We start from the raw sequence: 13,471 nt of genomic DNA on the forward strand, positions 1-13,471 counted from the left end.
ATAAATCCTCCTGTTTTTATATCGTATAATAAGATATATTCGCTATTAAAGAAGTAAAATCCTTTTATTTGGATAAAAAATGTTGAAAAAGTTTATTTTTATTGAAATATAAGGTAATCTATGTGTAAAGGTATACATTCAGCAAGAGAGAGGATGATAGCTGTGAATACATTCAAATGGATGAGTCATGAACAGATGTATGTAGATGAAATACATGTTGAAAAATGTGGTCCTCTTTCAGTCGGCGTATATGGGGGAAATCAAGAGAGTGATGCATATGAACGAGGAGATGCGGTGCTTGCTTGGTGGGATCCGGAATTACAATTTGAATTTGTTATGATTTTTGATACACACCACAAAACAAAAAATATTGATTATATAATAGAAGCCATTTCAGAAAGAAAAGAGAAACTAAAAGAGTTATTTTCCTACCCGATACATTTAGCTTTTCATCATACACATATGTACTTATTAGCGTTATTTACAGATGAGTTGTTTATTGAAAAATGTGATCAAGATGATGAAGAACTTGCATGTTTAATTTGTTTGAGAAAAGGCGAATTTTTATATTGGTTATCAGTTGGTGATTGCTTCGCATATTTATTCCATTCTGAGAAAACGAAGAATGGTAAAGGGCGATTAAATAAACGGAAGAATTACGAATATATTGGTAGGAAAAATATTTTTGCAGCAAATACACCTTGCTTTACGTCAGGTGTAAGAGGATTAGAAAAAGGAATGAATCACATCGTAATGGCAACGGACGGTATTTTAGAGTGTGATAAACGAAGGTTTGATGATGACCAATCTTTAATAGAAATATTACACGACGGAAGTTGCTTACAGATTGAGCCAGTATTAACAAATGTACTGCAGTGGAAAGGTAGAGATTGTGCCACAATTATTGGATGGTCCATTGACACTGAAAATAAACGATGTGCTAATTAATATAAAAGGAGTTCAAGGTTTTTATCCTTGAACTCCTTTTTTTAAGCAATATGGATGTGATACGTTTTTAACCATTCATTTACTTGTAGCATATACTCCATAGCACTTCTTGCTTCGAAATTGTTAATTTCTTTATTACTTTGATTGGCAATAGCAAGTAATGTGGAATGATTAATAAGTGAGAAAATAGGATTGTTTTTATTACTACACATGTCGAGTGATAAATGACGGATTGTTTGTAAATAATGTGGGTCTTGTGAAGTTGGATACGCACTTTTTCTTCTATTCCGTACATCGTCAGGTAAAGCAGGCTTTAATGCTCTACGTAAAATGCCTTTTTCAATATTATCAATGCTTTTTATGTTGAAAGGAACGTTCCATAAATATTCAACTAATCGATAATCGCAAAACGGTACACGAACTTCAAATCCTACAGCCATACTCATACGGTCTTTACGGTCAAGTAAGAATGGAAGAAATCTCGTTAAAAATAAATAAAACATTTGACGTTGTTTCGCGGATTTTTTACTTTCGCCTTCAAGAGTAGGTACTTCAAGTATCGCTTCTTGGAATCGTGTATCAATATAGTTTTCTAGATTACATTGGTTACTTACTTCATTTAGTAGAAGAGGAGATGTATTCTTCCAATTTGTTAGCCACGGAAACTTATCTACATATAGTAATTCCTCTTGATGAAACCAAGGGTATCCACCGAATACTTCATCAGCAGATTCGCCGGATAAAGCTACGGTCGCATCTTTTTTCATTTCGCAAAATAGTAAATATAGTGAAGTTTCCATTTCACCAGCACTCGGTAAATCTTTTGCACGGAGGGGAACGAATAAGTGATTTGCTAATTCTTCAGCATTCACAATAATATCATGATGAGATGTCCCTACATGTTCAGAAACGCGTTTTACCCAAGGAGCGTCTAAACCAGTGCGAGCAAATGTCAGCTCGAAATCTTTTGCACTATTTACAAAGTCAACGGAATACGTATGAAGTGTTTTATTTTCAGCAGCAAATTCTTTCCCTGCTAGTGCAGTAATCCCGCTAGAATCTAATCCTCCTGATAACATGCAGACTAGAGGAACATCGGCAATTAATTGTCTTTTTACTGTATCTTGTAAAATAGATAAAATATGTGATGCTGTATCTTCAGTAGAGTCTGTATGAGCTTTACTTTCTAAATTCCAATACTTCGTAACTACTTTTTTATCACGTGTAAATGTTATAGAATGTCCAGCACGCACTTCTTCAATATGTTTAAAGACGCCACATCCTGGAGTTCGAAATAAGCCTAATCCAAATATTTCATTTATTCCATCCGCATCAATTTCAGCAGGGACAGATGGATGTGCTAATAATGCTTTTATTTCAGATCCGAAAATAATGCTGTCATTTCTTTCTGTATAAAAGAGTGGTTTTACGCCTAAATGATCACGTGCTAAAAACAGTTGTTGCTTCTGATCATCCCATAAGGCGAAAGCGAAAATGCCGTTTAAATGTTGTACGCAGTCTTCTTTCCATTCTAAATACGAATGTAGTAACACTTCTGTATCTGAATGCGTTTCAAATGAATGACCACATCTTTGAAGTTGTTCCCTCAGCTCACGAAAATTATAAATTTCTCCATTATAAGTAAGAGCATACGTATAATCACCAGCACGAAATGTCTTCGGCTGCGTCCCGCCTTCTGGATCAATTACAATTAAACGCCGGTGTGCAAAGGCCGCACGAGGCGAAAACCAAAAACCTTCAGCATCAGGACCACGATGCTGAATACGATTTGCCATCTTTTCTAAAATAACATGTTCATTGGAAAGATCCTTATTCCAATTTACCCAACCTGTAATTCCGCACATACACATCTCATCTCCTAATTTTTAAAAGTAGATTAACGAAATAAAATATACACTAAGTTAAAGAATGACTATATAAATAGTGTACTACATGAATCAAATTGCAGACTTGAGAAAATTTTCTTTGAATGCATAGTTATGTGAGACAATGTCTAAGGGAAAGTATTCCATTACATACAAAAAATAATAAAAAGATGAGAGAAAATATTTTTTTAGACGTTATATAGGGTGTAAAAGCTTTTACAAAAAAATAAGGGGAATCGCTACATGAAATCAAATGAGAAAAATTATATAAAAAGATTACAGCGACAAAAAGAAGATGCGCTAGAATTTGTTGTCGATACATATTTACCACTCATCAAGGGAATCACGCATAAAGTTCTTTTTCCAGTTCAAAATGATGGATTAATAGAGGAATGTGTAAATGATATATTTCTTTCCATTTGGAATAACGCAAATAAATTTCATGGGGAGCCGAGTGATTTTAAAAAATGGATTGCAGCGATTGCGAAGTTTAAAGCAATTGATTATTACCGGAAGGCAACTAAAAAAGTAGAAATTATTTCGGATGAGTTTCATATTAGTACGGAAAAGTCAGCGGAAGATGAATTAATTGTTATGGAAGATAGAGAAGAATTATTGATGCTTATTAATCAATTAGAACCGTTAGATCAAAAAGTGTTCATTATGAAATATTTACTCGGTATGAAGACAGAGGAAATAGGTGACAAGTTAGGGTTAACCCGGGCAGCGATCGATAATCGAGTGTACCGGGGGAAAAAGAAACTACAACAAAATGCTACGAATATTAGTTTTGGAGGTAGTGCCATATGAAAGACATTTATGAACTATTAAATGATATTGATATAGATGAAAAAGAATTTGAGGAAATTGAGGCTTCTGAAATTGAAAAAGAAAAAGTGAAGCGCAACTTAAAACAATCTATTCGTACGAAGAAAAAGATAAAAAGTTGGAAAAAAGGTGTCGCTGCTGCATCTATTTTAGTAGGATTATCAGTTGCAACGCTCGGTATCGGGTTTCCTACATATGCTGGGGGATTGCCAATTGTAGGTGATATATTCCGATTTTTAGATAATGGTAGAACAGGGTTATATGAAAATTATAAAGAGTTTTCGACTGAATTGAATATGACGAGGGAGAGTAATGGGGTTAAGGTTACCATTAATGATGCTGTGTTTGATGGTAGAACAATTACAATCACATATTCTATTGAAAGCGAAAAAGATTTAGGAGAGAAGCCGTTCCCATTTGGAAGTCCGCAAGTTAGGGGCTTTAATGGCGGAGGAGGTAGTTCAAACGTTACAAAAGTTGGAGAGGGGAAATATGTAGGTATGACTACGATGAGTGGTCATGGTAGTGAAAGATTAGATGTTGCAAATGTTTGGTGGGATATAGAGGCAATTGAGTTGGATTATGAAGGTAATGTAATAAAGGGAAACTGGAATTTCGCACTTAGTTTAAAAGCAATGGATAGTAAAGAAGTAAAGGTTAATGGGGTTTCTGAAAATGAATTAATAAAAGTAAATATAGACAAAATGGAAGTAACTCCGATGTCATTTATCGTTTTTTTCAATCAGGAAGAATCTAAAGTATTAAGAAGTATATGGGATAGCGCTGATGTGGAATTAGAAATAAAAGATGATTTAGGAAATCATTATGCTGGTGAAGGAAATGGCGGAAGTAGTACAGTAGCAGAACCGCACAAAAGTAGTTGGAGTTCCACATTCCAAAAGTTAAATGAAAATGCAACAAAACTTATCGTTACACCTCGCGTACACTTACGAGTGCATACACCTGAAAATCATGGTGGAGTGGAGTATGTGAATGGGAAAGAGAAGAAAATAGAAGTACCGAAAAAAGAAGCGAAAAGTCAAGATATTGTATTAGATGATATCGTAATTGATTTAAAGAAATAAAAGAAAGACTGCCTAAAACGATTAGGCAGTCTTTTTCTCCTTAAGAACTAGTAACAAGTAAAGCATGCGGGTGTTGTGTTTTATACTCATCTTTCCATGGAATGTTTAGCTGTTCCCACGATTCGCCGCTATCAGTGGATTGAAATACGCCATTGTTATTTAAAGTGTAAAACGTATGTGGTTCTGCTGGATTTGTCGCAAACATTGAAATGACTGTACCGATTGCTGATGGTAGACCTTGCTGTACTTGCTGGAACGGAGTATCTTTCGTTTTACGATAAATATAAGATTCATAAGGAATACGGTGATGAGCGAGGTCAGCGCTTGGTGCGGCAGAAACGAGAATTGTATCACAATCAGCTGGATCGATAGCCATGCTGTATAAATAATGATGTTCAAGTCCTTCGCTGCATGAAATCCAGCTGTTTCCGCTGTTATAACTTTCGAGGTATGCGCGATCAGGTCCGCCCATAAATCCGTCACCACATGATGCATAAAGGCGATTTGGAGCTTCAGGGTGCATAAGCAATTGATGAGCATCGATAGGAGCACCGAATTTTTTATCCATCCATGTATGCCCTCTATCATTACTTTGAATAACAGCACCAGCTTCAATTGAAACGTGGATTGTATTTGGATTGTTTGGATCAACTGTAATCCAGCGTACGTGATGAGTAAAAGGTCTAGGCGGGAAAGCCCACGTATAAGAAGATAATAATGATTTCATATTTTTTAGTTCCGTCCACGTTTCCCCACCATTTTCTGAACGGAATAAAGCGCTCGGTTCTGTGCCGACATAAACGACGCCATATCCGTTAACTTGTTCATTCGGGCTTATCGTAATGGAAGTGATCGAAGAATGTAAAATACCATCTTCTTTTGGAAAATCAAAGTAACGATAAGAATCTCCAATTGGTCTCCATGAATCTCCGCTATCGTCACTTAACCAGAGACCTCGTCCAAAAGTGCCGCAATATACACGATTCTTTTGAAATGGATCAACAGCGATACAAGTAGGCTGCATATTTTGTAAGTGATACGCCGCTTCATAGTTACCATATCGTTCTTTCACTACAACAAGTTCACGTTCCATACAGAGAAATAAACGTTTCATTTCAGAAACCTCCTTAAAAATTCTTTCATTAGTAAACAATATGAAGCCGAAAAAGAAGTAGTCTTATTTTTTGTTGAGAAAAAGGACTTGTTTGAAATGTAGCGAAGTGTGTATACAGAGGAAGCGGGATAAAAATGGGGAGTTTGTTTCATACTAATGTACAGATATTATCCTTAAAGGAGCCTTAGTATGGGACATTCACATAATCATGGTAATTCTAATAATAAAAAAGCGTTATTACTTGCATTTTTACTAACAACAAGTTTTATGATTGCTGAAGTTATTGGGGGATTTGTAACAAATAGCTTAGCACTACTATCTGACGCGGGGCATATGCTAAGTGATGCGGTATCGTTAGCGCTAAGTTTACTTGCGTTTAAGCTTGGAGAAAAAACAGCAACAGCTGCGAAAACATATGGGTATAAGCGAATCGAAATGTTAGCGGCATTATGTAACGGCGTCGTTCTTATAGTCATTTCAGTATACATTTTTATTGAAGCAATTCGCCGTTTTAAAGAACCAGTTGAGATTGCTAGTAATGGGATGCTCATTATTGCTGTACTTGGTCTGCTTATTAATATTTTATCAGCTTGGATATTAATGAGAGGCGGAGATGTGAAAGGTAATTTGAATTTAAGAAGTGCTTTCTTACACGTATTAGGTGATCTATTAGGATCAGTCGGAGCAATTATTGCAGCGCTATGTATTAAATTTTTCGGATGGACTGCTGCAGATGCGATTGCTAGTATTCTTGTGTCTATTTTAGTCATTATTAGTGGATGGCGTGTAACACGTGATACGGTCCATATATTAATGGAAGGTGCACCACAACACATAAATGTTGAAGAGGTAAAAAGTACATTATTAAATATTCCGGTTGTAAAAGAAGTTCATGATTTGCACATATGGTCTGTCACATCGGATTTTCAAATATTAACTTGCCATTTGATTATTAAAGGAAATGAAACGCAAAGTGTATTAAAAGAGGCTACGGACGTATTAAAAGAGAAGTTTCATGTAGAACATGTCACCATTCAAGTAGAGATAGATGGTGAATTTAATCATAGTGAGACAACTTGCAAAGTATGAAAGAAAAAGGATAAGAAAAAGTGTCATAACATTTTTCGCACGACATACATATATATAATGTGGCCACAAATACTTTGCAAGGTAAATATTTCATGAAATTACTTTACTTATAAAGAGTCATCTTTTATAATCAAAAGTGGTAATTGATAAAGATTATCATTTTCGACGATCGTAGAAAGGAGTTTTTTAAAAGATGAGTAGTCAACTCCGTTTTGCTGTTGAAAATCGTAAGAGGCATTTAATCGATGAGTTAATTGGAGCAGGTGTGTTTAAAATTCGCGACCGACAATTATACGAGCTGTCTTTAGAGGAATTGGAAAAAGAGTACGAAGATATGGAAGATTATGCAGATATTCAGGCGTAGCTATATATATTAGTAAAAAGAGAGCTGGTTACGATTTTGTGTAGCCAGCTCTCTTTTTATTTCGTAGAAATTATTTTTTGTATTTCTTTCATTGGACGGAGCCAGTTTTGAGTCATCATTTGTTCCATTTGTTTTTCATCCTGCTTCTGTAGTGCTTGAATGATAGAGTGATGTTCTTCAATAGATTGACTTGCTGGAACAAAGTTTTGGAAAAATAAATATTCAAGGCGTAAGACGTGAAGTTGCATATTTTCTAGAAAGGGTTCAATATATTGATTTTTAGCAATAGAAGAAATGGTATTGTGAAATTGTATATCTAGTTGTAAAGCTTGTTTTGTGTTTTCTTTCTCTATAGAGTACTGAAAGTCATCATTTATTTCAGAAAGTAGCTTCAGATCAGCGTCTGTAATGTTTTGAAGTGCTTGTTTTCCTATAATAGAGTGAAGACCAGCCATCGTTTCATAAATGATCGGAATGTCGTCTAACTGAATAGGAGCAATTTTTGTTTTTTGTCCAGGTACCATTTCCACTAATCCAGAAAGCTCTAATATTTGAAGCGCTTCTCTTACAGGTGTTCTGCTTACTCCTAGTGCTTCAGCCAGTTCCCCATCATTAATTTTTTCATTGGGCTTCAGTACACCTTCAATAATCCAATCTTGTAGTTGATTTAAAACGAGTGATTTTGCTGAAACTCTTCCTAGTTTTTTATTATTTTGAGGGATAGGCATAGTGAATTCAATCCTTTCATTGTATATTTTCCTTTTTCTCATGAACAAGCTTTAATTTGGGTTTCCCTTCATCCGGTTTTTGGCTTAAGATAAGCACCATTACAATGACACAAAGGGCCCCTAATAACTGAAAAGATTGAAATGGTACATGTAATATAAGTACAGAAGAAATAATAGCTGCGAGTGGTTCTGTACAACCGAATAATGTCGTTTCTTTCGGGGTTAAGTATCGTATGCTGTCTAAGTATAAATAAAAGGCAATAAGTGTCCCAAAAATGACGACAAATGTGATGAGCGGTAGAGTACTTAATTTTACATATTTCACAGTTGATAATAAAATAAATTCTTTCGTAGAAATAAAGTGTACAATCGTTACACCCATACCCCCAATAATCATGCCCCATCCAACGATAACAGAGGAAGACCATCTTTCTAGTAATCCCTTTGAATATAAACTATAAAAAGCGAGAGATAATCCAGATAAAATCCCCCAAATAATAGCTGGTGTAGAAACAGCTAAGTTATGCACAGACCCGTTTGTTAGTAAGAGGAAAGTACCTACTAATGAAAGGGTAATTGAAATAAAATCAATTTTTGATGGACGAACGTTCCATTTGAAAAGTAAGTATATAGTAATAAATATAGGAGCTAAATATTGCAATAATGTTGCAACGGCAGCATTTCCTTCTTTAATAGAAGCGAAGTACGTGTATTGTACAGCAAGCATACCGAATAGGCCAAACAATATCATTTTAGTAGCATCAGATCTTTGTTTCCATATGCTGAATATTTCTTTTTTTCTCGTTCCGAATGATGAAATAATGAGTAAGATAACGCCCGATATAAGCAATCGAATTGTAACTAACCATTCAGTAGAAATATTGTCATATTGAAAAAGTTGTTGTGCAGCTGTTCCGGACAAGCCCCATAAACAAGCACCGATGACAACCATAATGATTCCTTTTAAACGATTTGGATCCATCATGTATAGAGTCCTCCTTTCAGAAAATATATTGTATACAATATGCAATATATCACGAAATGAATAAAAAATAAACTGAAATTTCTGTACTGCGAAGTAGGAATTATAGTATTTTCAGTTACGTTTACGATACAAGTGAGTAGGTTAAATAAAGAGAGATAAAATTATAAAATTAAATCATAATCAACAGGATAAAAAAATAAAGATAAGAGTAATTTGGTTTGTTAAAAATATGGGTAGAAGGAGATATGCGATGAGCTGGGTTACTCATAAACCAACATTTGAATTTGATAATTATAGCCATTTTATTCGGGCAAATACGGCGTGGATTGGGCATTTAGACTTTGCATATGATTTAGTAAGGTTTGAAAAGCCAGAAGTATTAGTCGAGTTAGGTACACATTTAGGAGCTTCTTTTTTTAGTTTTTGTCAAGGTGTAAAGGATGGGGGATTAGCTACAAAATGTTTTGCTGTAGATACTTGGACGGGAGATGGGCATACAGGTCCATATGGAGAAGGCGTTTATCAAATCGTAGAGAAAGTCGTAAATACGAGTTATCCCAATATAGGTAATTTAATTCGTTCTACTTTCGATGAGGCCGTTGATCAATTTCAAGATGGAACGATAAACTTGTTGCATATTGATGGCTATCATACGTATGAAGCAGTTTCTCATGATTATAAAACATGGTTACCGAAACTTGCGAATAACGGTATTGTGTTATTTCATGATATTGAGGTGAAAGATCGAAACTTCGGCGTGTATAAGTTTTGGGATGAAGTCACAGCAAAGCACCCTCATTTTCAGTTCCAGCATTCATATGGACTCGGCGTATTATTTCCGAAAGGTTGTAGCGATAAGTTTGTGGAAATACTTAAAAATAAAGAAGAAATACAAAATATGTATAAATAAAAGTGGAGCATGCATCATTTGAATGATGCGTGCTTTTTTGTGTGGGGAATAACGATATTCCTTTAAACGGTGAGGATAATAGTAAAAAGTTTTATGTTGGCAAATATTAAAAAAGTTACCCTTTGATTGTTAAATATAAAAAATGTAACATTTTTTATATTTTCCATTGCGAAAAGTAGCATCTACTTTTACAATAGAAAAGGTGTCCAATATATTATACTGGAAAAATAAATCGAAATAATATGAAAATTTTGTTTTGTCTTCGCTAATTGTATATTACATACATGTAAGACGACACACGTCATGTTATCGACTTGTAAGGAGAGAAAAAAATGAAAAGTGTAAGATTACCATCGATGCTAGAAATCATAGTTCTTTTATTATTATTTCTTGCTGTTGTCTTTTCCTTCCAAACGATTTTTGATCTCCCAATTCAATTAGCGCTATTTATTTCATGGTTTTTAGTAATTGCGCTTGGATTAAGATTAGGATTTCGTTATCAAGAATTGCAAGATGCAATTACGAAAGGGATTTCTAACGGATTAGAAGCAATACTCATTTTAGTTGCAGTAGGTGCTTTAATTGGAACATGGATTGCTGGTGGGATAGTACCAACATTAATTTATTATGGATTAGAATTTATTCACCCTAGCATATTCCTATTAGCAACATTAATTATTTGTTCGATAACTTCTATCGCGACAGGAACATCATGGGGAACAGTTGGAACAGCAGGTATTGCAATGATGGCGATTGGTGAAGGTCTTGGGTTACCATTACCACTTGTTGCTGGTGCAGTTCTTTCAGGTGCTTATTTCGGGGATAAATTATCGCCACTTTCTGATAGTACAGTACTTGCAGCATCTATGGCAAAAGTAGATGTTATTGCACACGTACGAGCTATGCTTGTATTAGACGTTCCAGCGTATATTATTACTAGCATTATGTTTACTGTAGCTGGTTGGATGTATGGCGGAGATAACGTAGATTTAAATCGAGTAGAATTTTTAAAGGAATCATTATTAAAACACTTTGATATTAAAATATGGATGTTAGTTCCGGCGATTATTGTCATTGTACTATTAGCAATGAAGAAGCCTTCTATGCCTACAATTGCAATGGGAGCTTTACTTGGCGCAATTTGGGCAACTGTTTTCCAAGGAATGCACTTTGGAGACGCAATTGGAACAGCATATAACGGATTCTCAATTCAATCAGGCGTTGAGTTTGTCGATAAGTTATTAAACCGTGGCGGAATTAACGGTATGCTCGGTTCAGTAGCCGTAATTATTTTTGGTTTAGGGTTTGGTGGATTACTTGAAAAATTAGGTGTTTTAAAAGTAATCGTATCAAAATTCGAAAAGAAATTAAATTCTGCTGGTAATGTAACATTATCTACATTAATCGTTGCATTTTTAGCGAACATATTTGGCTGTGCGATGTACGTATCACTTATTTTAACACCGAAAATTATGCAAGAAAGTTATGATAAACTAAAAATCGACCGCCGCGTATTAGCGCGTAACTCAGAAGTAGGTGGAACATTAACTTCAGGTATGGTTCCATGGTCGGATAACGGTATTTTTATGGCTGGTATTTTAGGTGTTGCGACGATATCATACATTCCATTTATGTGGTTAAGCTTCGTATCGTTAATTTTAGCAGTTATTTACGGATATACAGGCAAGTTCATTTGGTATGTAGATGATGCTGAAAAAGGAAAAGAAGCATCATAAATAAAAAATCACCTTCTACGTGTTGTAGAAGGTGATTTTTTATTTTGTAATAGGAGTTGAAGAGGTGATCTCATCCTCATATTTAGCAATTTTTTGTTGTATCTGTTTCTGCTAATTGACGAACAAGTTCATATCCAATTCCTTTATTTGCAACTGTTATGAAAGCATATTTTTTCATATTGAATTCCTCCAGTATTGTTATAGTAGGTTACAAAGGAAAGAATACAACCTAAACTTAAGTTTAGGTCAAGAGGAGTTTTTAAAATAAATATAAAATATCTATTTATATGAGTGAGAATTCTTATCATTTAAAGGGAAGTCTGTTATTATAAGAAATGTAGGTATTTTATTTTCAAGGGGATGAAAAAATGGAGTACAGAATTGAAAGAGATACAATAGGAGAAATAAAAGTTCCAGCTGATAAATTATGGGCAGCACAAACACAACGTAGTAAAGAAAACTTCCCGATTGGAACAGAGCAAATGCCGCTTGAAATTGTAAAAGCATTTGCCATTTTAAAGAAGAGTGCAGCACTTACTAATAAAAAATTAGGAAAGCTATCAGAAGAAAAAGCAGAAGCAATTGTGACAGCAGCTGACGAAGTGATAGCAGGGAAATGGAATGAACATTTTCCACTTGTCGTATGGCAAACAGGTAGTGGTACGCAGTCAAACATGAATGTGAATGAAGTAATTGCAAACCGAGGGAATCAAATTTTGAAAGAGAAAGGGTTTGACGTACATATTCATCCGAATGATGATGTGAACATGTCTCAAAGTTCAAATGATACTTTCCCAACTGCGCTTCATGTAGCATGTGTACTCGCAGTAGAAAATCACGTGTTACCAGCAATTACGAAATTAAAAGAAACGTTAGCAGAAAAAGTAAAAGCATTTGAACATATTATAAAAATTGGTCGTACACATTTACAAGATGCGACACCGTTAACATTAGGACAAGAAATTAGTGGATGGCACCGTATGCTTGAAAAAACAGAGCGTATGATTGCAGAGAGCAATACATATATGAAAGAGCTTGCGATTGGTGGTACTGCAGTTGGAACAGGTATAAACGCCCATCCTAAATTTGGTGAGATGGTATCTGAGGAAATTAGCCAATTTACAGGTAAGCAATTTATGTCTGCACCAAATAAATTCCATGCATTAACGAGTCATGATGAAGTTGTATATACGCATGGGGCATTGAAAGCATTAGCAGCGGATTTAATGAAGATCGCTAACGATGTGCGCTGGCTGGCAAGTGGTCCACGTAGTGGGCTAGGAGAAATTATTATTCCAGCAAATGAGCCAGGAAGCTCTATTATGCCAGGTAAAGTAAATCCAACGCAAAGTGAAGCGTTAACGATGGTTGTAGCACAAGTAATGGGAAATGACGCAACAATCGGATTTGCAGCGAGCCAAGGCAATTTTGAGTTAAATGTATTTAAACCTGTTATTGCATATAACTTCTTACAATCTGCTCACTTATTAGCAGATGCAATTGTTTCATTTAATGATAATTGTGCAGTTGGTATTGAAGCAGATGAAGAAGTCATTAAAGAGAATGTGAATCGTTCATTAATGCTTGTTACTGCATTAAACCCGCATATCGGATATGAAAATGCAGCGAAAATTGCGAAGCATGCTCATAAAGAAGGGTTAACTTTAAAAGAAGCAGCATTGCAATCTGGATTACTAACAGAAGAACAATTTGATGAAATTGTCGATCCGAAAAAAATGATTGCTCCGAAAGAGTAATAAAAACGCCAAGATTCTTTGTTTAGAATCTTGGTTTTTTT

Annotated in this window: 12 protein-coding genes and 1 pseudogene; 8 read left to right on the plus strand and 5 right to left on the minus strand. The window is 35.0% G+C overall.

Annotated elements, in window-relative coordinates; all coding sequences use genetic code 11:
- The first annotated feature begins 120 nt into the window (after positions 1 to 120).
- On the plus strand, positions 121 to 948 hold the full coding sequence (locus ACTFSI_RS08815; RefSeq protein ID WP_016717104.1) for a protein phosphatase 2C domain-containing protein: 828 nt from the start codon (positions 121 to 123) through the stop codon (positions 946 to 948).
- Positions 949 to 989: 41 nt separating this feature from the next.
- On the opposite strand, the gene asnB is transcribed toward ACTFSI_RS08815, so the two are convergent.
- Positions 990 to 2,813, minus strand: a complete 1,824-nt coding sequence (gene asnB / locus ACTFSI_RS08820) for an asparagine synthase (glutamine-hydrolyzing) (RefSeq protein ID WP_440045332.1) — start codon at positions 2,811 to 2,813, stop codon at positions 990 to 992.
- Positions 2,814 to 3,077: 264 nt separating this feature from the next.
- Between asnB and ACTFSI_RS08825 the strand changes: the two genes are divergently transcribed.
- Positions 3,078 to 3,644 carry a sigma-70 family RNA polymerase sigma factor gene (locus ACTFSI_RS08825; protein ID WP_139867874.1) on the plus strand — a complete coding sequence of 189 codons (567 nt, stop codon included), beginning with the start codon at positions 3,078 to 3,080 and terminating at the stop codon, positions 3,642 to 3,644.
- Positions 3,641 to 4,747 carry a DUF4179 domain-containing protein gene (locus ACTFSI_RS08830; RefSeq protein ID WP_440045333.1) on the plus strand — a complete coding sequence of 369 codons (1,107 nt, stop codon included), beginning with the start codon at positions 3,641 to 3,643 and terminating at the stop codon, positions 4,745 to 4,747. Before ACTFSI_RS08825 ends, ACTFSI_RS08830 begins: the two co-directional genes overlap by 4 nt.
- A 40-nt stretch (positions 4,748 to 4,787) precedes the next feature.
- Here the strand turns inward: ACTFSI_RS08830 and ACTFSI_RS08835 are convergent, their stop codons facing one another.
- The gene (locus ACTFSI_RS08835; protein WP_044790524.1) at positions 4,788 to 5,861 is read right to left on the minus strand and encodes a WD40/YVTN/BNR-like repeat-containing protein; all 1,074 of its coding nucleotides are present in this window, start codon (positions 5,859 to 5,861) and stop codon (positions 4,788 to 4,790) included.
- Between the two features lie 189 nt (positions 5,862 to 6,050).
- Here ACTFSI_RS08835 and ACTFSI_RS08840 point away from each other — a divergent pair, with 189 nt between their 5' ends.
- Together ACTFSI_RS08840 and fbpA are read left to right on the plus strand one after the other, a co-directional pair.
- Positions 6,051 to 6,950 carry a cation diffusion facilitator family transporter gene (locus ACTFSI_RS08840; protein ID WP_275894556.1) on the plus strand — a complete coding sequence of 300 codons (900 nt, stop codon included), beginning with the start codon at positions 6,051 to 6,053 and terminating at the stop codon, positions 6,948 to 6,950.
- A gap of 193 nt (positions 6,951 to 7,143) precedes the next feature.
- A complete protein-coding gene (gene fbpA, locus ACTFSI_RS08845) occupies positions 7,144 to 7,314 on the plus strand; it encodes a Fur-regulated basic protein FbpA (protein ID WP_000098301.1) in 171 nt (56 codons plus the stop codon).
- Between the two features lie 56 nt (positions 7,315 to 7,370).
- Here the strand turns inward: fbpA and ACTFSI_RS08850 are convergent, their stop codons facing one another.
- Both ACTFSI_RS08850 and ACTFSI_RS08855 read right to left on the minus strand, forming a co-directional pair.
- Positions 7,371 to 8,042, minus strand: a complete 672-nt coding sequence (locus ACTFSI_RS08850) for a GntR family transcriptional regulator (protein WP_070807286.1) — start codon at positions 8,040 to 8,042, stop codon at positions 7,371 to 7,373.
- Positions 8,043 to 8,058: 16 nt separating this feature from the next.
- Complete coding sequence (locus ACTFSI_RS08855) at positions 8,059 to 9,024, minus strand: DMT family transporter (protein WP_440045350.1); 966 nt, start codon at positions 9,022 to 9,024, stop codon at positions 8,059 to 8,061.
- 253 nt (positions 9,025 to 9,277) lie between these two features.
- On the opposite strand from ACTFSI_RS08855, the gene ACTFSI_RS08860 reads away from it, so the two are divergent.
- A complete protein-coding gene (locus tag ACTFSI_RS08860) occupies positions 9,278 to 9,937 on the plus strand; it encodes a class I SAM-dependent methyltransferase (protein WP_000119201.1) in 660 nt (219 codons plus the stop codon).
- Between the two features lie 332 nt (positions 9,938 to 10,269).
- A complete protein-coding gene (nhaC, locus tag ACTFSI_RS08865; RefSeq protein WP_000843974.1) occupies positions 10,270 to 11,673 on the plus strand; it encodes a Na+/H+ antiporter NhaC in 1,404 nt (467 codons plus the stop codon).
- A gap of 100 nt (positions 11,674 to 11,773) precedes the next feature.
- Here the strand turns inward: nhaC and ACTFSI_RS08870 are convergent.
- Positions 11,774 to 11,851: pseudogene (locus ACTFSI_RS08870) on the minus strand (SDR family NAD(P)-dependent oxidoreductase); the annotation flags it as partial.
- Between the two features lie 190 nt (positions 11,852 to 12,041).
- Between ACTFSI_RS08870 and fumC the strand changes: the two are divergent.
- Complete coding sequence (fumC, locus tag ACTFSI_RS08875) at positions 12,042 to 13,430, plus strand: class II fumarate hydratase (protein ID WP_000456601.1); 1,389 nt, start codon at positions 12,042 to 12,044, stop codon at positions 13,428 to 13,430.
- Positions 13,431 to 13,471 lie beyond the last annotated feature (41 nt).

Origin of the sequence: Bacillus cereus group sp. MYBK101-2, from assembly GCF_051918845.1 — a bacterium.
Lineage (GTDB): Bacteria > Bacillota > Bacilli > Bacillales > Bacillaceae_G > Bacillus_A > Bacillus_A paranthracis.